This window comes from Pseudoclavibacter soli DSM 23366, from assembly GCF_000423505.1.
Lineage (GTDB): Bacteria > Actinomycetota > Actinomycetes > Actinomycetales > Microbacteriaceae > Pseudoclavibacter_A > Pseudoclavibacter_A soli.
This window is the reverse complement of sequence record NZ_AUIC01000005.1, coordinates 118,733-139,337: the sequence shown is the minus strand read 5'-3', so window position 1 is coordinate 139,337 and position 20,605 is coordinate 118,733. Positions and strand designations below refer to the sequence as shown.

Annotated in this window: 21 protein-coding genes; 11 read left to right on the top strand and 10 right to left on the bottom strand. The window is 65.0% G+C overall.

The window, feature by feature from the left end; genetic code table 11:
• Positions 1–63 precede the first annotated feature (63 nt).
• Positions 64–1,158: an ABC transporter ATP-binding protein gene (locus G557_RS0105765; RefSeq protein WP_028245295.1), complete on the top strand. Its 1,095-nt coding sequence runs from the start codon at positions 64–66 to the stop codon at positions 1,156–1,158.
• Here G557_RS0105765 and rlmB read toward each other — a convergent pair.
• Genes rlmB through G557_RS0105745 form a run of 4 tightly spaced genes read right to left on the bottom strand, consistent with a single transcriptional unit; the run spans position 1,146 to position 4,565 of the window.
• Positions 1,146–2,123 carry a 23S rRNA (guanosine(2251)-2'-O)-methyltransferase RlmB gene (gene rlmB / locus G557_RS0105760; protein WP_028245294.1) on the bottom strand — a complete coding sequence of 326 codons (978 nt, stop codon included), beginning with the start codon at positions 2,121–2,123 and terminating at the stop codon, positions 1,146–1,148. The two genes, G557_RS0105765 and rlmB, sit on opposite strands and share 13 nt — an antisense overlap.
• On the bottom strand, positions 2,116–3,522 hold the full coding sequence (cysS, locus tag G557_RS0105755; protein WP_028245293.1) for a cysteine--tRNA ligase: 1,407 nt from the start codon (positions 3,520–3,522) through the stop codon (positions 2,116–2,118). Before cysS ends, rlmB begins: the two co-directional genes overlap by 8 nt.
• A 30-nt stretch (positions 3,523–3,552) precedes the next feature.
• Positions 3,553–4,062: a 2-C-methyl-D-erythritol 2,4-cyclodiphosphate synthase gene (ispF, locus tag G557_RS0105750; RefSeq protein WP_084627031.1), complete on the bottom strand. Its 510-nt coding sequence runs from the start codon at positions 4,060–4,062 to the stop codon at positions 3,553–3,555.
• A 20-nt stretch (positions 4,063–4,082) separates the two neighbouring features.
• Positions 4,083–4,565, bottom strand: a complete 483-nt coding sequence (locus G557_RS0105745) for a CarD family transcriptional regulator (RefSeq protein ID WP_028245291.1) — start codon at positions 4,563–4,565, stop codon at positions 4,083–4,085.
• Between the two features lie 152 nt (positions 4,566–4,717).
• Here G557_RS0105745 and G557_RS13330 point away from each other — a divergent pair, with 152 nt between their 5' ends.
• Positions 4,718–5,275, top strand: coding sequence for a hypothetical protein (locus G557_RS13330; RefSeq protein WP_051224722.1), 558 nt, complete (start codon positions 4,718–4,720; stop codon positions 5,273–5,275).
• Positions 5,276–5,336: 61 nt separating this feature from the next.
• Here G557_RS13330 and G557_RS0105735 read toward each other — a convergent pair whose 3' ends face one another.
• Both G557_RS0105735 and G557_RS12000 read right to left on the bottom strand, forming a co-directional pair.
• Positions 5,337–6,014 (bottom strand): response regulator transcription factor, encoded by a 678-nt coding sequence (locus G557_RS0105735; RefSeq protein WP_028245290.1) that lies wholly within the window; start codon positions 6,012–6,014, stop codon positions 5,337–5,339.
• A complete protein-coding gene (locus G557_RS12000; protein ID WP_051224720.1) occupies positions 6,011–7,219 on the bottom strand; it encodes a sensor histidine kinase in 1,209 nt (402 codons plus the stop codon). Before G557_RS12000 ends, G557_RS0105735 begins: the two co-directional genes overlap by 4 nt.
• A gap of 138 nt (positions 7,220–7,357) precedes the next feature.
• Here G557_RS12000 and phoU point away from each other — a divergent pair, with 138 nt between their 5' ends.
• The gene (phoU, locus tag G557_RS0105725) at positions 7,358–8,017 is read left to right on the top strand and encodes a phosphate signaling complex protein PhoU (RefSeq protein ID WP_028245289.1); all 660 of its coding nucleotides are present in this window, start codon (positions 7,358–7,360) and stop codon (positions 8,015–8,017) included.
• A gap of 74 nt (positions 8,018–8,091) precedes the next feature.
• Here the strand turns inward: phoU and G557_RS0105720 are convergent, their stop codons facing one another.
• The 3 genes from G557_RS0105720 to G557_RS0105710 are packed head-to-tail and all read right to left on the bottom strand — an operon-like array spanning position 8,092 to position 10,555.
• Positions 8,092–8,850 carry a phosphoglyceromutase gene (locus G557_RS0105720; RefSeq protein WP_028245288.1) on the bottom strand — a complete coding sequence of 253 codons (759 nt, stop codon included), beginning with the start codon at positions 8,848–8,850 and terminating at the stop codon, positions 8,092–8,094.
• A 26-nt stretch (positions 8,851–8,876) separates the two neighbouring features.
• A complete protein-coding gene (gene ygfZ, locus G557_RS11995; RefSeq protein WP_036961490.1) occupies positions 8,877–9,944 on the bottom strand; it encodes a CAF17-like 4Fe-4S cluster assembly/insertion protein YgfZ in 1,068 nt (355 codons plus the stop codon).
• The gene (locus G557_RS0105710) at positions 9,941–10,555 is read right to left on the bottom strand and encodes a heme-binding beta-barrel domain-containing protein (RefSeq protein WP_028245287.1); all 615 of its coding nucleotides are present in this window, start codon (positions 10,553–10,555) and stop codon (positions 9,941–9,943) included. The genes ygfZ and G557_RS0105710 overlap by 4 nt, the downstream gene beginning before the upstream one ends.
• Positions 10,556–10,762: 207 nt before the next feature.
• Between G557_RS0105710 and G557_RS0105700 the strand changes: the two genes are divergently transcribed.
• The 8 genes from G557_RS0105700 to pstB all read left to right on the top strand — a co-directional run bounded on the left by G557_RS0105700 (position 10,763) and on the right by pstB (position 19,698).
• Positions 10,763–11,473, top strand: coding sequence for a winged helix-turn-helix transcriptional regulator (locus tag G557_RS0105700; protein WP_028245285.1), 711 nt, complete (start codon positions 10,763–10,765; stop codon positions 11,471–11,473).
• Positions 11,470–12,351, top strand: coding sequence for a mycothiol synthase (mshD, locus tag G557_RS0105695; protein ID WP_028245284.1), 882 nt, complete (start codon positions 11,470–11,472; stop codon positions 12,349–12,351). The genes G557_RS0105700 and mshD overlap by 4 nt, the downstream gene beginning before the upstream one ends.
• 7 nt (positions 12,352–12,358) lie before the next feature.
• Positions 12,359–14,503 carry an RNA degradosome polyphosphate kinase gene (locus tag G557_RS11990; protein ID WP_036961487.1) on the top strand — a complete coding sequence of 715 codons (2,145 nt, stop codon included), beginning with the start codon at positions 12,359–12,361 and terminating at the stop codon, positions 14,501–14,503.
• Positions 14,500–15,456, top strand: coding sequence for an NUDIX hydrolase (locus G557_RS11985; protein ID WP_051224718.1), 957 nt, complete (start codon positions 14,500–14,502; stop codon positions 15,454–15,456). Before G557_RS11990 ends, G557_RS11985 begins: the two co-directional genes overlap by 4 nt.
• Before the next feature lie 123 nt (positions 15,457–15,579).
• Entirely contained in the window at positions 15,580–16,671 is a 1,092-nt protein-coding gene (gene pstS, locus G557_RS0105680) for a phosphate ABC transporter substrate-binding protein PstS (protein ID WP_028245283.1), read from the top strand.
• A 111-nt stretch (positions 16,672–16,782) separates the two neighbouring features.
• Positions 16,783–17,745: a phosphate ABC transporter permease subunit PstC gene (gene pstC, locus G557_RS0105675; protein ID WP_028245282.1), complete on the top strand. Its 963-nt coding sequence runs from the start codon at positions 16,783–16,785 to the stop codon at positions 17,743–17,745.
• Positions 17,746–17,756: 11 nt separating this feature from the next.
• Positions 17,757–18,884, top strand: coding sequence for a phosphate ABC transporter permease PstA (pstA, locus tag G557_RS0105670; protein WP_028245281.1), 1,128 nt, complete (start codon positions 17,757–17,759; stop codon positions 18,882–18,884).
• 34 nt (positions 18,885–18,918) lie between these two features.
• Entirely contained in the window at positions 18,919–19,698 is a 780-nt protein-coding gene (gene pstB / locus G557_RS0105665; protein ID WP_028245280.1) for a phosphate ABC transporter ATP-binding protein PstB, read from the top strand.
• Positions 19,699–19,708: 10 nt separating this feature from the next.
• Here the strand turns inward: pstB and G557_RS0105660 are convergent, their stop codons facing one another.
• Positions 19,709–20,530 (bottom strand): siderophore-interacting protein, encoded by an 822-nt coding sequence (locus G557_RS0105660; RefSeq protein WP_051224716.1) that lies wholly within the window; start codon positions 20,528–20,530, stop codon positions 19,709–19,711.
• Positions 20,531–20,605: the final 75 nt, after the last annotated feature.

The following is a 20,605-nucleotide window of genomic DNA, read 5'->3' as shown; positions in this document are numbered from 1 at the left end:
CGAGCGCACCTCTCGCATCCTAGCAGTCGAACCTTGCAATCGGTTCGGTCTCATAATGGAAGAATGTCGTCGCTCACCCTTGACCACGCCTCATGCGTCTACCCCGGCGGCGCCACGCCGTCGGTGGCCGAAGTGTCACTCGCTGTTCGCACCGGCGAGTTCCTCGTGCTGCTGGGTGCGCAGGGCGCCGGCAAATCAACGCTGCTGCGCCTGATCGCCGGGCTCGAAGAGACCAGCGCCGGCAGCATTCTCATCGATCACCGCGACGTCACCCGCCTGCCGCCCAAACACCGCGACGTGGCCATGGTCTTTCAGAACTACGCCCTCTACCCGCAGATGTCGGTCAGCGAGAATATGGCCTTCGCACTGAAGGTCGCCGGCGTCTCTCGCGAAGAGCGCACCCAGCGCGTCGCGCTCATCGCCCAGGGCCTCGACCTTGCCGACCAGTTGGATGCCTCTCCCGCAGACCTCACCGGGCGCCAACGTCAGCGCGTGGCCGTCGGCAGGGCTCTGGCACGCATCCCGAGCGTGCTGCTGCTCGACGAACCGTTCACAGGGCTGGCGCGTGCCGAACGCCGAGAACTGGTGGGGCGCATCCGTCGCCTCACCGACACACTGGGCATCACCACCGTGTATGCCACGCGCGAGCTGCCCGAGCTCGACGATCCAATCGAACGCGTTGCCGTCATCGCTCATGGGCGCCTGCGCCAGGCCGACAGCCTCGAACACCTGCGCAGCGACCCCGCCGATCTCGATGTCGCGCGCACCGTGGCCGGCCAACCGATGGCCTGCTGGACCATGACGCCCGATGACGACGGCACCCTGCACCTCGACGATCAGCGCCGCCGCGTTGGAGGCCAGCCTGCTGCGGTGGTGGTGGGCGTGCCCGAACGACAGCTGCATTTGGCTGACGGCGCCGAAGGGCTGCCCGCCATCGTCGAGCACACGGAGCGTCATGATGACGGCACGCAGTCGCTGATGCTGCGCATCACCGATCGCGACCGCTCAGAGTGCACGGTACGCGTTGATTCGGTTGGTTATGAGCCCGGCGATCGGGTCTTCATCGCAATCGATCTCGATGAGCTCGCAGTGTTCGACAGTGCTACCGGCATCCAGCTGGCATTGCCCCTGCGCACGCCAGGCGCTCAGCCGGCCTGACGCGCCACCGAGATGCCGTAGAGCGCAACCGCTGCCGCAATACCTGCGTTGAGGCTCTCGGTGCTCGCGGTGATCGGAATCGACACAATCTCGTCGCAGGTCTCGCGCACCAGGCGTGAGAGCCCGTCGCCCTCAGAGCCGACCACGACCACGAGCGGTTCGGCGCCCAGCTGCAGATCGGGCAGCGACACCTCGCCGCCGCCGTCAAGGCCGATCACGAACAACCCCTGCTTCTTGAGCGCGCGCAAGGTCTGCGTGAGGTTGGGCACCATGGCCACCTTCGTGCGCAGAGCCGCACCTGCCGAGGTTTTCCATGCCGACGCGGTGACCCCAGCGCTGCGCCGTTCGGGCACGATGACGCCATGACCGCCGAACGCCGCGACCGAGCGAATGATGGCGCCCAGGTTACGCGGATCAGTCACTCCGTCGAGCGCCACCAGCAGCGGGGCCTGCCGGCCAGCGGCTTCGAGCAGCTGATCGACTGAGGCATACCGATACGGCGGAATCTGCAGCGCGATGCCTTGATGCACGGCCCCCTCGCCCACCAAGCGGTCGAGATCCGTGCGGCCAGCAGTGAGCACCGGAATGCGCTGCTGCGTGGCACGAGCCAAGGCGTCGCGCACTCGGTCGTCGGCCTCGATATGGTCGGCGACATAGAGCGCAGTGGCCGGCACCCGGGCGGCGAGCGCCTCGGCCACGGCATTGCGGCCGCTGATCACCTCGGCGGTGCGCTGCTTGTGCACAGTGGATGCCGGTGCCCCAGTTCGCCGCGGGCGGTCACCTCCGCGCTGTTGACCGCTGCGCTCGGCGCGCGCCTTGGCCTTCGCCTTGGCATGGTACGGGCGGTCTTCGGCCTTGGGCGTCGGCCCGCGACCCTCGAGCCCCTTGCTGCGTTGACCACCAGAGCCTTTCAACGGCCCCTTCTTGTGCTTGCGCACTGCTCCTGCGCGCTTTCGCTCAGCCATTGATGCTCCATTTCGCTCCGTCGGCGGTGTCTTCGATGGTGACACCGGCCTCAGTCAGTTCGTCTCTGATGCGGTCTGCCGTCGAGAAGTCGCGCTGTTGGCGGGCCGCTGCCCGTTCGTGCAGGCGCTGCTGCACGAGCACGTCAAGCGCCTGCTCGAGCCCTGACTCGGCCTGCGCATCGGTGCGGTAGTCGTCAGGATGCAGGCCCAAGACCTGCAGCATCGCTGAAACCTCGCCCGCCGCAGATCGCAGCCCGTCGAGATCGCCAGTGGCCAGGGCGGCATTACCCGCACGCACCCGCTCGTGCAACACAGCCAGCGCCTGCGGCACATTGAGATCGTCGTCCATCGCAGCGGCGAACTCGTCGGGCACGGCAGCCTCGGGCACCTCGCCGGCCAGCGTCTCGGCAGCACGCGCCACGAACCCATTGATGCGCTCGACCGCACGTCGAGCCTCCTCGATCGCGGTGGCCGAGTATTCGAGAGTTGAGCGATAGTGCGCCGAGCCCAAGAAGTAGCGCACAGCCTGTGCCGGCGCACTGCCCAGCAGATCTGCCGCGAACACCGAGTTGTGCAGCGACTTGCTCATCTTTTGCTCACCAACCGAGACGAGACCGTTGTGCACCCAAATGCGGGCGAACTCGAACCCCGCCGCCGCCGACTGCGCCAGCTCGTTCTCGTGGTGTGGAAAGCGCAGGTCGCGCCCACCGCCGTGAATGTCAAAAGTCTCACCCAAGTACTGTGTCGACATCGCCGAGCACTCGATGTGCCACCCGGGGCGACCTGCGCCCCACGGTGAGGCCCATGAAGCGGTCTCGGGTTCACCGGGTTTGTGTCCCTTCCAAAGCGCGAAGTCGCGGGGGTCACGTTTGCCGCGCGGGTCGGCGTCTGCCGCATCGACCATGTCTTCACGGCGCTGGTGCGTAAGTGCGCCGTATTCAGGCCACGAGGCGGTGTCGAAGTAGACGTCTCCGCTGCCATCGGCAGCCGGGTAGGCGTGCCCGCGCTCGATCAGGCGCTCGATGATCAGCTGCATGCGCTGAATGCTCGCGGTCGCCCGCGGCTCATAGGTGGGCGGCAGCACGTGCAGTGCGTCGTAGGCAGCTGAGAACTCGCGTTCGACCCGATAGGCCAGCGCCCACCAAGGCTCGCCGGTAGTCTCGGCGTTGACCAAGATCTTGTCGTCGATGTCAGTGACGTTACGCACCAGTGTGACCTCGAGGCCGCGCGCGCTCAGCCAGCGGCGCATCAGGTCGTAGCTCAGCGCCGAGCGCAGATGCCCAATATGCGGCGCCGACTGCACTGTGGGGCCGCAGACGTAGATGCCCACAGCACCTGGGCGCACCGGTTCGAGGGCGCACAGCGTCTGCGTACGAGTGTCATAGAGCTGGATGTTCACGCCTCAAGCCTACCGTCGCGCGACCGAGCGTCAGCGTGGGCGGCGCAGTGTGGCGACCGCCTGCGCGTGCACGCCCTCGCCACTGCCGATGGCTCCAAGCCCGTCGGCGGTGGTGGCAGTAAAAGAGACCGGTGCACCCACGAGCTGCTCGAGCACCTGCTGTGCCTCGAGTCGGCGGGGTGCGATACGCGGCCGGGCAGCGATCAGCTGCACCGCGACGAATTCGACGGCAAACCCCTGCTCGGTGACCAGGCGCAGCGCCTCAGTCACAAAGAATCGACTGTCGGCGTCGCGCATCTCGGGCCGGTCGGTGCCAAAGTGCTGACCCAAATCGCCGAGCCCGGCTGCGGAGAGCAAAGCGCCTGCGATGGCATGCAGCACGGCATCACCGTCGCTGTGGCCGATCAGTGGTGGCTGGCCCGGCCAGGTGAGCCCGGCGAGCACCAGCGGGCGCTCACCGACTTCGGCGGCATAGGCGTGGATGTCGTTGGCCAGCCCCGTACGCCAGCTCATGTCAGCAGCACTGCGGGTCTCGCCCATGGAATGTGGTGTGGGTCGCCTCAGGAGGCGAGCACCTGATCGAGCACCTCGCTGGCGTGCTCTTCATCGGTCTTCTCGGCAAGGGCCAGCTCAGAGATGAGAATCTGGCGCGCCTTGACCAGCATGCGCTTTTCACCGGCAGAAAGCCCGCGGTCTTGATCGCGGCGCCAGAGGTCGCGCACAACTTCGCTGACCTTGATGACGTCGCCGGAGGCGAGTTTCTCGACATTGGCCTTGTAGCGACGCGACCAGTTGGTGGGCTCTTCGGTGAAGGGCTCACGCAGCACGCCGAAGACCTGCTCGAGGCCCTCTTTGTCGATGACATCGCGAACGCCGACTTCTTCGACGTTGTCTGCTGGCACCTGAATGGTGAGATCGCCTTGAGCCACCTCAAGCGTGAGGTACTTCTTCTCTTCGCCGCGCACAACGCGGTTGGTCACCTTGGTGATTTTGGCAGCCCCGTGATGCGGGTAGACAACAGTCTCGCCGACTTCAAAACGCATGGAATATCGCCCTCCGATAAGGGGCAAGTCTACCACAGCCCCCTCCCGCTGAACAGGGTCGATTCAGAGCAGAAGAGAATTCGCGGTAGACTGTGAGTACAGTTTGTATTCTCGCCGCGCCCAGTCAAGGCCGGCGCAACCGCGGAGGAATCGTGAGCATTCGCAGAGCATCTTTGGCCGCCGTCTTCGTCGCCCTGGTCGCCATGGGCACCACCGGCTGCAGTCTCGCCACCCCGGCGGCGACCCTGCACAGCTACAACGCCTCCGACGGCATCAACATCACCGTCGGCGATGCGCACCTCAACAACATCGCCCTGGTCTCTAACGATGAGGGCACGCTGGCGCGCCTGATCGGTCAGGTCTCCAACGTCGGCACCGAGGCGCTCACCGTCTCGCTTGCCATCGACGGCCAGTCACCGCTCACTTGGAACGTCGAGGCTGGCAAGAGCCTCAACCTCGAAGACGCAGCCAACGAGCAGCTGATCGCCGATCTCGACGTCAAGCCCGGCGCCACCGTGACCGCCACCGCCACCTCTGGCTCGGCCACCGAGAGCGCCAAGACCATCCCGGTGATCAGTGGCGCGCTCAGCGAGTACGCCTCGCTGGTGCCCACCCCGGCCACCGCCGATGACGGCGAGAGCGCAGACGACGCCACCGAGTCGGCCTCGCCGGCAGCCAGCGAATCAGCCACCGCATCCCCCGCAGCCTGAGGCCTCGGCACGCGCGCACCGCTGAGCAGTCAGCGGCTGCGACCCCGCAGGCTGAACAGACTCACCCCTCGAGCTTGTAACCGAGCCCTCGCACCGTCACCAGCCGCACCGGATGCTGCGGGTCATGCTCGATCTTCGCCCGAATGCGTTTGACGTGCACGTCGAGCGTCTTGGTGTCACCGAAGTAGTCGGTGCCCCACACCTGGTCGATCAGCTGCCCGCGGGTGAGCACTCGGCCCTGATTTTCGGCCAGGTAGGCCAACAGCTCGAACTCCTTGAGCGGCAGATAGACCTCTTGGCCGTCTACCTGCACCACGTGAGAGTCAAGATCGATTGAGATAGCCCCGGTGCTGATCACCGAGGTGGTGGTTTCGACCGCTCCTCGGCGCCGCAACACGGCGCGCACGCGGGCAAGCAGCTCCTGCGTTGAATAAGGCTTGGTCACGTAGTCATCAGCACCCACTTCGAGGCCCAACACCACGTCGAGCTCAGTGTCTTTTGCGGTGAGCATGATGATCGGCACGTCTGACTCCGTGCGCAGCTGACGACAGACCTCAGTGCCGTTGAGCCCCGGCAGCATCAGGTCGAGCAGCACCAGGTCAGGATGCACCTCATCGAACAGATCGAGCGCTTTCAGCCCGTCGTCGGCTACGCTCACCTCGTAGCCCTCCCGCCGCAGCAGGTAGGCCAGCGGCTCGCTGATTGAGGGTGCGTCCTCAACGAGCAGAAGATGCGTCACAGTGTGGTTCCTTCCTTGAGCACGACCGGCGATTCGGTCGGATGATCGGATTCTGTTCCGATGACGGCATGCGGAGCGCGTTGCGTGCGTGGCAGTGCCAGAGTGAAGCTTGAGCCCACGCCGGGCTTCGACCAGAGGCTGACGGTGCCACCGTGACGACGCACAATGTGCTTGACGATGCTGAGCCCGAGCCCTGTGCCGCCAGTGCCGGAGGTGCGCACCCGCGACGGGTCGACTCGGTAAAAGCGTTCGAACACGCGCGACTGCAGCTTCGCCGGAATGCCCTCACCGTTATCGGTCACGGTCACATGCACCTGCTCGCCCTCTTCTTTGGCGAGCACGCCGACGAGCCCGCCTTCGGGCGCATACTCCAAGGCATTGGCGATCAGATTGCCGATTGCGGTGGCCAGGGTGTCGGGGTCAGCCTCGAGCCGAACATTGCCCTCGGTGCGCATCGTCACCGTGATGTGCTTGATGTCGGCAGCCACTTTGGTCGTCGCCTGAGCGCGCCGGATGATCTGCGCCAGGTCTACCTCGTCGAAGTGCGCGGTCTCTTCGGCCGCGCTCTCGATGCGACTGAGCGAGATGATGTCGGCGACCATCGACGCGAGTCGCTCCAGCTCGAGCCGCAGCTTGTCGTTGAAACGCTCCACCATTTCGGAGTCGTCGGCGGCACCGCCGACTGCCTCGCTCAGCAGCATCGCTGCAGAGATGGGGGTCTTGAGTTCGTGGCTGACATTGGCAGTGAAGTCGCGTCGCATGGTCTCGACCAGCATGGCTTGGGTGCGGTCTTCGACCACAACCAGAATGTAGCGGTTGCCCAGCACGGAGATGTGGGTGGTGATGTGACTGTCGGAGTTCTCGCCGCGCCCTCGGTGCAGCACCAGCTGCTGCTCGAGGTGCTCACCAGTCTCGCGCACCTGATCGATGCCGTCGACGATTTCATCAACCACCACACGGTGCCCCTCGACGACTCCCAGTGCTTCGAGACTCGGGGTGGTCAGCAGCACTTCATTTGAGGCCTCGACGACGAATGCCGGAAACGGAAGAGCGCTGAGCGACTGTTCCACGCCATCCGGCAGCACCTGCTCGATCATGCGCCGACCGGCTTCGCCCTTCTGCCGCGAGCGCAGCAGCAGCATGCCGATCACCGCGGTGAGCACTGAGGCGATCAGCGCTGCCGCTACGACCGACAAGTACTCCATGAGTGACAGACTACCTGCTGGCAACTTGCGTCACCGTGCGGATCAGTGACAGGCTACGAGCGTTCAGTCTCCCGTCACCGAGTGTTCACCTCGGTGGGTGAGAATGGGCGCAATAGTCCGTCAGGCGTGAGGATCTCCGTGCGTATCGTTTTTCAGCAAGAGCTTGCAGAAGTGCAGAATCGGCTCGTCGAGGTGTCTACCGATGTGGTGACCGCGATCGAGAAGGCCGTGGCTGCGTTCAACGAGTCAGATGTGCATCTGGCTGAACAGGTCATCAGCAACGACGAGCACATCGATGACCTCGCCGCGAACCTCGACGAGCTGTCGATCACCATTCTGGCCAAGCAGCAGCCGGTCGCCCGTGACCTGCGCACCATCGTCAGCGCCCTGCGCATCAGTGCCTCGGTCGAGCGCATGGGCGATCTGGCCAGCCACATCGCGCAGCTGGCCCGCTACCGCTTTCCCGAGCGTGTGGTGCCCGACGACCTGCACGACACCTTCCAGCGCCTCGGCGAGCTCGACATCCAGATCGCTCGCCTTGTGCCACCGCTGCTCGAGCACCAAGATCTCGAGATCGCCCAGCAGATCAGCGAGCTCGACGATCAGGTCGATGCCCTGCACCAGCACGTGTTCGACACCGTGCTCTCTGACAAGTGGGCGAACGCGGCCACCGACACCGTCGACGTCACCCTGGCCAGCCGGTACCACGAGCGCTTCGCCGACCACGCGGTCAACATCGCTCACAAGGTGGCCTACCTGGCCACCGGCGACTGGGCCGGCGATATCGAGAACGCCTGAGCCACACAGCGAAAAGCGCCCGACCGCATCGGTGACGAACCGTTGATCGGGCGCTTGTGCGTGGGCGCAATGCGCTACTTCTTCTGTGCCCCCTGGGCGGCAACGGCGGCAGCACCGGCTGCTGCGGCCTCGGGGTCGAGGTATTCGCCTCCGGCGACGATCGGCTTGAGATCAGCGTCGAGGCGATACACCAGCGGAATACCCGTGGGAATGTTCAGCTCAGCGATCTCGTCATCAGGGATCTGATCGAGATGCTTGACCAGCGCGCGCAACGAGTTGCCGTGGGCGGTGACCAGCACCGTGCGGCCGTCGCGCAGGTCAGGCACGATCGAACCCTCCCAGTAGGGCAGCAGACGCGCCAGCACGTCTTTGAGGCACTCGCTGGCCGGCACCTGCTCAAGGTCGGCGTAGCGCGGGTCATCGGCCTGCGAATAAGGGTCGTCGTCGGCGATCGGCGGGGGCGGCACGTCATAGGAGCGCCGCCAGGTCTGAAACTGCTCGGGCCCGTACTGCTCGAGGGTCTCAGCTTTGTTCTTGCCCTGCAGAGCGCCGTAGTGGCGCTCGTTGAGGCGCCATGAGCGGCGCACGTCGATCCAGAGGCGGTCGGCGGTCTCGAGTGCGAGGTTCGCGGTCTTGATCGCGCGCTTGAGGCGAGAGGTGTGCACCACGTCGGGCAGCAGCCCGGCCTCGGTGAGCAGCTCACCGGCGTGCTTCGCCTCTTCGATACCCTGCGGAGCGAGGTCGGCGTCGACCCAGCCGCAGAAGAGATTGAGAGCGTTCCATTCGCTGTGGCCGTGGCGCAGCAGCACCAGCGTGTACGTCGATTCAGTCATGGCTCTAGTCTAGGCGACCGAGCGCATCAGCGCCCCTGACGCCTAGCCCGACGAAACTCACCAACGGCATCGGCAGCCAGCGCACCAGCCTCAGGCGGCACGATGACCTCTTGCACTGCCGCAACAGCCACGTTTTCGTGTCGCACCTGCAGCGTCGCGTCAACGGGCACGGCGCGCTTGATGACGGCGAGCGCGATCGGACCCATCTCATAGTGCAACCCTGCGGTGGTGACCAAGCCGACCTCGTGGCCATCCTGCAGCACCGCGTCGCCGTGTTCGACCCACGTGTCACCACCGTCGAGCTGCAGCAGCACCAAGCGCCGAGGCGGATGCCCCAAGTTGTGCACCTTCGCCACCGTCTCTTGCCCCGGATAGCAGCCCTTGTTCAGGTGCACCGCCGAACGCAGCCAGTCGAGTTCGTGCGGAATGCTGCGCTCGTCGACCTCGTCTGCCGTGCGCGGGCGACCGGCAGCGACGCGCAGCGCCTGCCACGCGTCTGCACCCGAACGCGTCACCGCTGCGGCATCGAGCAGGGCCCGGGCCTGATCGGCGTGTGAATCAGGCACAAAGGCGACGTTCCAACGCCAGGCGGCATAGTCGACGGTGGGATGCACGGCATACTGCCAGCCCCCGCTCGCCACTTCGGCCCACGGGTCGCGCCACACGAACGCGCTGAGCTGCGCGAGCTCTGCCTGCCAGGGCCGGTCGGCGGCAAACCAGCCGATCTGCACGAAGGCGTCGGTGACGGCCTGCGCCTCGACCTGCATCATGAAGCGCATGCGATGCACCCAGTCGACCACCCGATCTGCCTCGCCGTGATCGGGCAGCAACCACACCCCGTCGGCATCGGCGACGGCGCCCACGGCAAACTGCACGTGGCCAGCGGCATCGAGCAGCAGGGCCTCGCTGCTCTCATCGGGTGCGAGTCGCCCCAAATCGCGCGAGAGCAGGGCATCGAGAAAACGCTGGTGGTCTGCGCCGGTGATGCGCACCACGTCAAGAGTGGGAGCGGCCAGCACTGCATCGCCAGCCGTGAGCCGACGCTGCTCGCCAACGGGGTCGCCGAGCTGTCGCGGTTCGAGCGAGGTGGTCATTTGGTGCCGACAGCGCCCACACTGCGGCGTTCGAGCTCGGCAGAGGCATGTGAGGCCAATGGATGCCCGAGTGCGGCGATGTCCCACGCCCAAAGCAGTCGACCTTCGACCAGGCCGTACATGCGCTGACCGGCGGCATACTCGCGAGCGTTCGACGAGCGTAGCACCGCATCGGTGCCCAGCTGCACGCGGGGGCCGTCGATCGCGCCCAAGTAAAGTTCGCTGACGCCGTCGGGATGCAGAAAGCTGACCTCAAGCGGAAAGCCTTGGTCGGTGCGCAGTGCGTCGATGTCTTCGTGGCTGCGCTCGGCGGCCAGGCCCTCGCCCAGCAACAGCGCCGGGCCCTGATCGCTCGGGCGCAACGGCGCGCGCAGACGCCAGTAGCCGGTTTCGGTGGTCAGCGGCGTGCGCTCTTCGTCGAGCAGCCAGTAGTACGCGTTGTACTGCAGGTATGGCAGACCGTCGTTGGTGAAGCTCACCCGCTGGCCGAATTCGTACTCTACGTGCTCGTCATCGAGCCCGTAGCTGACCACGCCGGTGCCCTCCCAGACACCCAGCAGCCAGCTGAGCGGGCCGACCTCAGCGGGAAGCCCCTCAGCAAATTCCAGCATGCTCAGCGCTGCCCTTTAAAGAGCTTGACCAGTACTGTGCCGGCCACGAATGCGATGGCCGCGCTGGCCAGAGCGAGCAGACCGACGAAGAAGATCTCAAGTGCGACAATTCCATCCATGGCTTCAGTCTAGCCGCACAGCTGTGCCTGACACGATCTTGCGCCGCAGCACACTAATATAGAGTCACCTGTACCGGAAGGCCCCAACGTGTCAGACCTCGTCGTTCTCACCAAGGCGAGAGACGGCGTGCTGCCATCGCTGGCCCTCCTGAACCACCATGTGACCGTGCTCGCCCCCACCGCGAGCAGTCTGCTCTCGACGGGTCAGGCTGACGCGCTGCTGGTCGACGCCCGCCAAGATCTGCCCGGCGCCAAGCAGTTCTGCTCGATCATCGCCACTGCCGGCGTCGAGCTTCCCGTGCTGCTGGTGGTCACCGAGGGCGGCATTGCCGCAATCAGCCAAGACTGGGGCATCTCCGACTTCATTCTCGCCACGGCAGGGCCAGCCGAGATCGACGCTCGCATTCGGCTCGCACACCGCCCGGGAGCCGTCGCCGCAGACGACCCTTCGATCATCCGCGCGGCCGGCCTGGTCATCGACGAGGCCAGCTATTCCGCCAAAGTCAATGGCAAACCACTCGACCTCACCTTCAAAGAGTTCGAGCTGCTGCGCTACCTGGCCTCGCGCCAAGGCCGCGTGTTCACCCGCGAACAGCTGCTCAGCGAAGTCTGGGGTTATGACTACTTTGGCGGCACCCGCACCGTCGACGTGCACGTGCGACGGCTTCGCGCCAAGCTCGGCGAGCTCGATTCGCTGATCGGCACGGTGCGCAACGTGGGCTACCGCTTCAACCCCACCGAAGGCGAGTTTCCCCCGGTCGCCGCCAATCATGAGAGTGATGAGTCCACCGAGGAATGACAGAAATCAACATCCAGGCCCTGCGTGAGCTGGCCCAAGCCGCCTATATCGCCGACGGCCACCAGCCGTTCAGTGACCACACATGGGCCATGCTCGACGCTGAGCAGGCCGTGGTCATCACCGACCTCGATCTGGCGATGACCACGTCGATCCAGCTCAACGCGCCGGTGGCACCTCAGCGGCTGCTCGCAGCCGCCGTGCTGCTCGACGACCAGTTCGAACTCGTCGTGCGACCCGAGGCGCGCAGCCACGGGCTCGGCCGACGCCTGCTGCGTGCGGCCATTGCCGCCGGCGGGAGAGGCTTCTGGTCGCATGGTGACCTCGAGACTGCACGACTGCTGGCCGAGAACATCCGTGCCAAACGCGACCGCGAGCTGCTGCAGCTGACCTTGAGCAACGAGGCGACCGGCACGCAATCAGCGCCCGCGCTGCCAGCGGGGCTGAGCATCCGACCGTTCGAAATCGATGCCGATGAGCAGGCCTGGCTCGACGCCAATGCGAGTGCCTTTGCCGACCATCCCGAACAGGGTGCAATCGACCTCGCTGAGCTGCGCTCGCTCGAAGCCGAGACTTGGTTCGACCCCGAAGACGTGCTGCTGCTGTGCGACGGCGATACCGTGGTCGGCTTCAACTGGCTGAAAGTCACGTCGGCTGCCGACGGCGCCACCGAGGGTGAGATCTACGCGATCGGGGTGCGCCCTGAACAGGCCGGGGCCGGGCTCGGGCGCGCGCTCATGCAGGCCGGGCTTCAGCGCCTGCACGACCGCGCAGACGAAGTCACTTTGTTCGTCGAGGCCGACAACGCCGCTGCCCGACATCTCTACGAAAGTCTTGGCTTCCGCGAGCGTTCACGCGATATTCATTGGCGAGTGGGATGATAGAGAGATGAGCACCACAGCACCCAAGGGCAAGACCACTCCGAAGGCCGCGGCCACCGCCGTCGAGACCCTCCCCGACGATCGCTACCTCGATCGCGAGCTTTCTTGGCTCGGGTTCAACGAACGTGTGCTCGAGCTTGCCGACGACCCGTCGCTGCAGCTGCTCGAGCGGGCCTCGTTTCTGGCCATCTTCGCCAACAACCTCGACGAGTTCTTCATGGTGCGCGTCGCAGGCCTCAAGCGCCGCATCGCGCTCGGCATCGCGGTGCCCTCGAACTCAGGGCTGGCACCACTCGAGCTGCTCAGCGCCGTCAGCCGCGAGGCGCATCGCCTGCAAGACCGGCAGAGCGAGATTCTGCACGACGGCGTGCTGCCCGCCCTTGAACAGGCCGGCATCAGCATCGTGCACTGGGGTCAGCTCGGCGCTGACGAGCACGCGCGCCTGCGCACCTACTTTGACGAGAAGGTCTTTCCGATTCTCACGCCGCTGGCCGTCGACTCAGCGCACCCCTTCCCCTACATCTCTGGGCTGTCGCTGAACCTCGCAGTCGTGGTGGTCAACCCCAAAAACGGCAAGCGCGAGTTCGCCCGCGTCAAGGTGCCGCAGTCGCTACAGCGCTTCGTGCCGATTCCTGACGACGGATCAGGCAAGACCCGTTTCATGCCCCTCGAAGAGCTGATCAGCGTGCACCTCGACCAGCTGTTTCCGGGCATGCAGGTCGAAGAGTCGCACACCTTCCGCGTCACCCGCAACGAAGACCTCGAGGTTGACGAAGACGAAGCCGAGAACCTGCTGCAGGCACTTGAGAAAGAGCTGCTGCGTCGCCGCTTCGGCCCGCCGGTGCGTCTTGAGGTGGCCTCTGACATCAACCCGCGCATCCTCGATCTGCTGGTCAGCGAGTTGGGCGTGCAGGGCGAAGACGTGTACAAGCTGCGCGAGCCGCTCGACCTCACCGGTCTGTTCGCCATCGCCGGCCTCAACCGCCCTGAGCTGCACTACCCGGTGGCGGTGCCGGTGACCAACCGGTACCTCAAGAACATCGACCCGCACCAGCATGCCGAGTTCTTCGGGGCTATCCGCAAAAACGACATTCTGCTGCATCATCCGTACGAGTCGTTCGCCACCAGTGTGCAGGCTTTCCTTGAGCATGCCGCGGCCGACCCCAATGTGCTGGCCATCAAGCAGACGCTGTACCGCACCTCGGGCGACAGCCCCATCGTGCAGTCGCTGATCGACGCCGCCGACGCCGGCAAGCAGGTGCTCGCCCTCGTCGAGATCAAGGCACGCTTCGACGAGGCCAACAACATCTCATGGGCACGCAAGCTCGAACGGGCCGGCGTGCATGTGGTTTACGGCTTGGTCGGCCTCAAAACACACTGCAAGCTCTCACTCGTGGTGCGTGAAGAAGAGGGGCGCTTGGTGCGCTACAGCCATGTGGGCACCGGCAACTACAATCCCAAGACCGCGCGTCTCTACGAAGACCTCGGTCTGCTGACCGCCAGCGGCGAGGTGGGCGACGATCTCGGCCGCCTGTTCAACCATCTCTCCGGGTTCTCCACCGAGACCAAGTACGAGCGACTGCTGGTGGCCCCCAAGACCATCCGCACCGGCCTGATCGAGCTGGTCGACAACGAGATCGCCCATGCCCGCGCCGGCCGTGCCAGTGGCATCAAGATCAAGGTGAACTCTTTGGTCGACGAGCAGGTCATTGATGCGCTCTACCGTGCCAGCCAAGCGGGTGTTCCTGTTGAGGTGTGGGTGCGCGGCATCTGCTCGCTGAAACCCGGCGAGCCCGGCCTCAGCGAGAACATCACCGTGCGCTCGGTGTTGGGGCGCTACCTCGAGCACTCCCGCATCTTCTGGTTCGCCAACGACGGTGACACGCAGGTCTACATCGGCAGCGCCGACATGATGCATCGCAACCTCGACCGTCGCGTCGAGGCGCTGGTGCGCCTGACCTCGCCCGAGCAGATCACCGAGCTGACCGACTTATTCGCGCTGGGCCTGGCCGACACGTCATCGTCATGGCATCTGGGCACCGACGGTGTCTGGAAGCGTCATCACCTTGATGCCGATGGGCGCCCGCTGCTCGATGTGCAGAGCGAGCTGATTCGCATCGCTTCGACGCGTAAGGCGGCAAAGCGCAAATGATCATCGCCGCGGGCGTGCTCTGCTGGCGCCACATCGGCGGCCGCCCCTACATTCTGGTGATCCATCGGGCGGCACACGACGATTACTCGTTTCCGAAAGGCAAACTCGATCCGGGTGAGACGGTTCCCGAGACGGCACTGCGCGAGCTCTACGAAGAGACCTGCCTGCGCACGCGGCTCGGGCCGTTCTTGGGCGAGGTGCACTACGACGTCAACGGCAAGCCCAAAACCGTCTCTTACTGGACGGCACATGTGACCGCGGAGCAGGTCAAGCAGAGCTCACGCCGGTTTACACCCAACCATGAGGTCGACGAGCTGCTCTGGCTGCCTTTCGACGAGGCCCGACGGCTGCTCACCTACGAGTTCGACCGCGATCTGCTCGACCAGCTCGAGCAGATGCTTCCCGCACTCGACCGCCCCACCTTCAACGTCGGTGTGCTGCGTCACGCGAAAGCCACCTCGCGAGCGGCCTGGTCTGGCGGAGAGGCCACTCGCACGCTGACCGAACGAGGCCAGGCGCAGGCCAAGTCTCTGGTGGGTCTGCTCGACTGCTGGGCGCCGTATGAGAGCATCCTCACCAGCCCATGGCAGCGCTGCGCGTCGACCATCGCGCCGTTTCTCAAAGCACACAGCATCCGTGCCACACCGGTCGACCAGCTCACCGAGGCCGCATACACCGCCGATCCGGCCGCGACCGAGCGGCTGGTGTCGGCTGCGGTGAGTGCTGCACGTCCGCTGCTCATCTGTTCGCATCGACCGGTGCTGCCGGCCATCCTGTCGGCTGTCGGCAGCGTGCTCGACGAACCCGCTCGCGCCCGACTGGTGGCATGTTCGAGCATCAGCCCAGCCGATCTGGTCATCGCGCAGATCGCGCAGACCAACGATCCCGAGCATCCTTTCGAACTCGTGACCCTGGCCACGTACACCCCCTACGAGGCGTCGCCCAGCAGTTGATCGCTGTTCACTCTGCGTTAAGGAGCCGGTGGGCTCTGAGTCACCCGCGGTCTTTAGCGTGAGCAGTGAACGGCCTGGCATGTTGCGGGCCGTGAACTGACCAGACACCTGAAAGGGTACACAGTGAAGAACACACGCCTTCTCCAGACCGTCGGAGTGGCCTCGCTCGCCGCCATCGCACTGACCGGCTGCTCCAGCGCCGACAGCTCCTCGAGCAGCGCCAGCGGCTCCGGCCTGAGCGGCACGCTGAACGCCACCGGCGCATCGTCGCAGGAGAAAGCCCAGCTCAACGGCTGGATCCCCGGATACAAGAAGATCGAGTCTGGGGTCACCGTGAACTACACCTCGACCGGTTCGGGCACCGGGCGTGAGAACTTCATCGCCGGCTCGAGCGACTTCATCGGCTCCGACCGTGCATACAAGACCTCTGAGATCGCCGACAGCACCTTCCCGCTGTGCACCGCCGGCACATCGCTGGTCGAGTTCCCGGCATACATCTCGCCGATCGCGATCGCCTACAACCTGCCCGGCGTCGACGAGCTGAAGCTCGACGGCGAGACCCTGGCAAAGATCTACGCTGGCAAGATCACCACGTGGAACGACTCGGCCATCGCTGCGCTCAACGAGGGCGTCGATCTGCCCGACACCAAGATCAACGCTGTGCACCGCGGCGACAAGTCGGGCACCACGGGCAACTTCCTCGCGTACCTCACCGAGGCCGCACCCGACGTGTGGACCTACGGCGACGAAGACGAGTTCCCGGGCGATCTGGGCGGCGCATCTGCTGACAAGACCGCCGGCGTGGCAGCCGAGGTGCAGAACGGTGAAGGCTCAATCGGCTACCTCGATGCATCAGCCGCCACCCAGCTGCAGACCGCCAGCATCAAGTCGGGCAGCGACTTCGTGGCCTACTCACCTGAGGCAGCTGCAGAGGTCGTCGCGGGCTCACCGCTCGAAGACGGCCGCGAAGCGACCGACGTCGTCAAGAAGCTCGACTACACCGGTGTCGAGGGTGCCTACCCGATCGTGCTGGTCTCGTACCTGATCGGCTGCTCTGACTACGCCGATGACAGCAAGGCCGAGCTGGTCAAGTCGTACTTCTCGTACGTGATCTCTGACGATGCTCAGAAGGCCGCCGCCGCTGAGGCCGGCAACGCGCCGCTGAGCGACGACCTGCGCCAGGACGCACAGGCCGCCATCGACGCCATCAAGTAGTCGCCTACACTGAGAAGCGGCCCGGTCAGAGCGCAGGACTGACCGGGCCGCACCCCAGCCACTTCACACGATCCGCTGATCTCGCCCACGGCGAGAAAGGAAGTCGTCTGCATGACGAACACCGAGGCCTCCGAGGCCCAACGTCCACGAGCCCGGCGCCGTGCCGGCGACGCGATCTTCCAGAACTCGGCCACCATCTCTGGAGCACTCATTCTGCTCGTGCTGGCCGCAGTCTTCCTCTTCCTCCTCTTCCAGGGTGGCACCGCAATCACCAGCCCCGTCGACGCGTCGTCAAGCGCCGACCAGCTGCGAGCCAAGGCCGAGCCGGCCAATTTCTGGGGCTACGTGCTGCCACTCGTGTTTGGCACCATCTGGGCGTCGCTGCTGGCGATGGCCATCGCCCTGCCGATCGGCTTGGGCGTCGCGCTGTTCATCAGTCACTTCTCGCCACGGCGCCTGCGCGGCACCCTCGGCTTCATCATCGACATGCTGGCCGCAGTGCCCTCGGTTGTGTTCGGCCTGTGGGGCATCATGGTGTTCGCGCCCATGGCAGGCCCCTTCTACCAGTGGCTCAACGAGCACTTGGGCTGGATTCCGCTGTTCAGCGGCGACGTGATTCCGAGCGGCCGCAACATGCTCACCGCCGCCATTGTGCTGGCCATCATGATTCTGCCGATTCTCACCTCACTGTCGCGAGAGATCTTCTTACAGACACCCCGACTCGACGAAGAGGCCGCACTGGCCCTCGGAGCAACACGTTGGGAAATGGTGCGGTTGGCGGTGTTCCCCTACGCAAGATCCGGCATCTTCGCCTCGGCCATCCTTGCCCTCGGCCGCGCCCTCGGCGAGACCATGGCCGTGACCATGGTGCTCTCTTCAACCGGCGTGATCTCGTTTCAGCTGCTCACGTCAAGCAACCCGACCACCATCGCCGCGAGCATCGCCAAGAACTTCCCCGAGGCCCACGGCACCGATTCGTCGACACTGATCGCCGGCGGCCTGGTGCTATTCGCCATCACGATCCTGGTCAACTCGATCGGCCGCTGGATCATCGCACGCGGAACGAAGAAGTGAGGGGACGAACCGTGACCACCACAGCACGAACGCGTCACACGACGAACGCACTTACCGCGGGCGACCTGCCCCGCTGGACCCCACTGGCCGTACTGATCGGCGCCACCATCGTCAGCACGCTGATCTTCGGTTTTCAGTGGCTCAGCAGCGGCGACCCGCTGTACGTCTACACCGAGAAGACTGACAAACTCACCATCTACCCCAATGTGGGCGGCTGGTTGGCCACCATCATGGCCCTCTACCTGATCTTCATCTACTTGTTCTCGGTCGTGGCCGAGAACCGCCGCAAAGCCTTCGACCGACTGATCACGGGCCTGGTCACCGTGGCCTTCATCATCGCCATGCTGCCACTGCTGTCGCTCATCGTGACGCTGATTATCAAGGGGCTGCCCGGCCTGAACGCCACGTTCTTTCTCAACGATGCCTCGATGCCAGGCGAGCGCGGCGCCGCTCATGCCATTCTGGGCACTCTGCTGATCACTCTGGCCACCTCGGTGATCTCGGTGCCCATCGGCATCCTGACCGCCATCTACTTGGTCGAGTACGGCCGGGGCAACGCGTTCTCGAAGGCGATCGGCTTCTTCGTCGACGTGATGACCGGCATTCCGAGCATCGTGGCCGGTCTGTTCGCCTTTGCGCTGTTCACTCTGGTGGTACAGGCCACTGGCGGCGACCTCACCTCCGTGCGCTCCGGGGCCGTGGGCTCGGTCGCCCTGATCGTGCTGATGCTGCCGACCGTTGTGCGCTCGAGCGAAGAGATGATCCGTCTGGTGCCGCACGAGCTGCGTGAGGGTGCCTATGCACTCGGGGTGCCGAAGTGGCGCACCATTCTCAAGATCGTGCTGCCGACCGCCATCGGTGGCCTCGTCACCTCAGTGCTGCTGGCTGTGGCTCGCGTCATCGGCGAGACTGCTCCGCTGCTGGTCGCCGCGGGCATGAGCATCAACATGAACACTGATCTGTTCTCGGGCGTGATGTCTTCGCTGCCGACCTTCGTCTACCAGCAATGGGGCTTCACCACGCCAGAGGGCAACCAGTTGGCCTGGTCTGGCGCGCTGATCCTGATGCTCATCGTCGTCGTTCTCAACGCCATCGGCCGACTGGTGTCGTTCTTCTTCTCCCCCAAGCGCGACCGCTGATCGCCGGCCCCCGCTCTTTCGAAAGGAATCCACCATGTCAAAGCGCATCGTGATCAAAGACCTCGACATCTACTATGACAAGTTCAAGGCCGTCGAAGGCGTGAACATGTCGATTGAACCCAAGGCGGTCACCGCGTTCATCGGGCCTTCGGGCTGTGGCAAGTCGACCGTGCTGCGCTCGATCAACCGAATGCACGAAGTCATTCCCAAGGCGTGGGTCGACGGGCAGATTCTGCTCGACGGAGACGATCTGTATGGCCCGGGAGTCGACCCGGTGCTGGTGCGCCGGCACATCGGCATGGTCTTCCAGCGCCCGAATCCCTTTCCCACTATGTCGATTCGCGAGAATGTGCTCGCCGGAGTCACCCTCAACAACCGTCATATCTCACGCTCTGACGCCGACGACTTGGTCGAGCGCTCACTGCGCGGAGCCAACCTCTGGAACGAGGTCAAAGACCGTCTGAATGCACCCGGCGGCGGGCTCTCCGGCGGTCAGCAGCAGCGTCTGTGCATTTCGCGTGCCATCGCAGTCGAGCCTGAGGTGCTGCTGATGGATGAGCCGGCTTCGGCTCTCGATCCCATCTCGACGCTCGCAATTGAAGACCTGATTCACGAGCTCAAGCAGGAGTACACGATTGTGATCGTGACGCACAACATGCAGCAGGCGACGCGTGTGTCAGATCGCACGGCGTTCTTCAACATCGCCGGCACCGGCAAGCCTGGCAAACTCATCGAATACGACGACACCCGCAAGATCTTCGAGAACCCCACGCAGAAAGAGACCGAAGACTACATCTCGGGCCGCTTCGGCTGAAGCTCACACCTCACTCGGGGTCACTTGGATCAAGCGGGGCGTGATGGTCGAGGGCGATCACGCCCCGCTTCCAGTATCCCGATACGTCAATGTCGGCCCGGTCAAGCTGAGGCTGCTCGCGCAGCAGTCGCCGCACCGCAATCAGCGCCTGAGCCTCACCTGCAGCCCAGACGAACGCGCCCTCGGCCAGTTCGAGCGAACGCACTGCATCAAGCAGCCCGGCGTCGCCAGAGGCTTCAGACACCCACTGCAGGCTGGCGAGGCGAGCCCGCACCGATTCGTCGAAGTACTCTGCATCGGCCGCCGCCGCATTCCAGATCACGGCATCGATCACGGTCGGCTGCGACAGTGCCTCAACCCAGCGCACGAAGGCCGGGAACGCCGAAGGGTCGGCAACGAGTGCCACACGCCCAGGGGCGGTGGGTGCCAGTTTCGAGCCACGGGGGCCGGCCACCACGATCTCGTCGCCGGGTGTGGCACGGCGCGCCCATTCGGTTGCCGGGCCGCCTTCGTGCAGCACGAAGTCGATGTCGATGGCAACCGGCACCCCGGCAGCGTCGGTGTCCACCGCTCGGGGCGTGTAGTCACGCGTGGTCGGGGTGCCCTCAGGCCGCTGCAGCGACCCATCGTCGGCAACGAGGGGTGCGATGATCTGCCCGTTGGCATCGGGCAGAAACAACTTGACATGATCGCTGGGGCCGGGTGCGGTGAACCCCGCGAGATCGTCGCCGACGAGTCGCACGCGCCGCAGGTGCGCGCTGATCTGGCTGGTCTCGCTCACTCGCAGCCGCCGAAAGGCCAGCTCGTGTCGCAGTCGTTCTCTCTGGTGCACAGCGCTCAACCCCTTTGTCTCGACGCACAGCGGAAAAGGAAAAGAAGACCAGGCCATGAACGCCTCTCGGCGGAA

Bases quoted from the DNA above. Each gene is read 5' to 3' on its own strand.
- ygfZ (WP_036961490.1), bottom strand. From the start codon at position 9,944: ATGACCACCTCGCTCGAACCGCGACAGCTCGGCGACCCCGTTGGCGAG.
- G557_RS11985 (WP_051224718.1), top strand. From the start codon at position 14,500: ATGATCATCGCCGCGGGCGTGCTCTGCTGGCGCCACATCGGCGGCCGC.
- G557_RS0105765 (WP_028245295.1), top strand. From the start codon at position 64: ATGTCGTCGCTCACCCTTGACCACGCCTCATGCGTCTACCCCGGCGGC.
- G557_RS0105745 (WP_028245291.1), bottom strand. From the start codon at position 4,565: ATGCGTTTTGAAGTCGGCGAGACTGTTGTCTACCCGCATCACGGGGCT.
- ispF (WP_084627031.1), bottom strand. From the start codon at position 4,062: ATGGGCGAGACCCGCAGTGCTGCTGACATGAGCTGGCGTACGGGGCTG.
- G557_RS0105710 (WP_028245287.1), bottom strand. From the start codon at position 10,555: ATGCTGGAATTTGCTGAGGGGCTTCCCGCTGAGGTCGGCCCGCTCAGC.
- rlmB (WP_028245294.1), bottom strand. From the start codon at position 2,123: ATGGCTGAGCGAAAGCGCGCAGGAGCAGTGCGCAAGCACAAGAAGGGG.
- G557_RS11990 (WP_036961487.1), top strand. From the start codon at position 12,359: ATGAGCACCACAGCACCCAAGGGCAAGACCACTCCGAAGGCCGCGGCC.
- pstC (WP_028245282.1), top strand. From the start codon at position 16,783: ATGACGAACACCGAGGCCTCCGAGGCCCAACGTCCACGAGCCCGGCGC.
- pstB (WP_028245280.1), top strand. From the start codon at position 18,919: ATGTCAAAGCGCATCGTGATCAAAGACCTCGACATCTACTATGACAAG.
- G557_RS12000 (WP_051224720.1), bottom strand. From the start codon at position 7,219: ATGGAGTACTTGTCGGTCGTAGCGGCAGCGCTGATCGCCTCAGTGCTC.
- mshD (WP_028245284.1), top strand. From the start codon at position 11,470: ATGACAGAAATCAACATCCAGGCCCTGCGTGAGCTGGCCCAAGCCGCC.
- G557_RS0105720 (WP_028245288.1), bottom strand. From the start codon at position 8,850: ATGACTGAATCGACGTACACGCTGGTGCTGCTGCGCCACGGCCACAGC.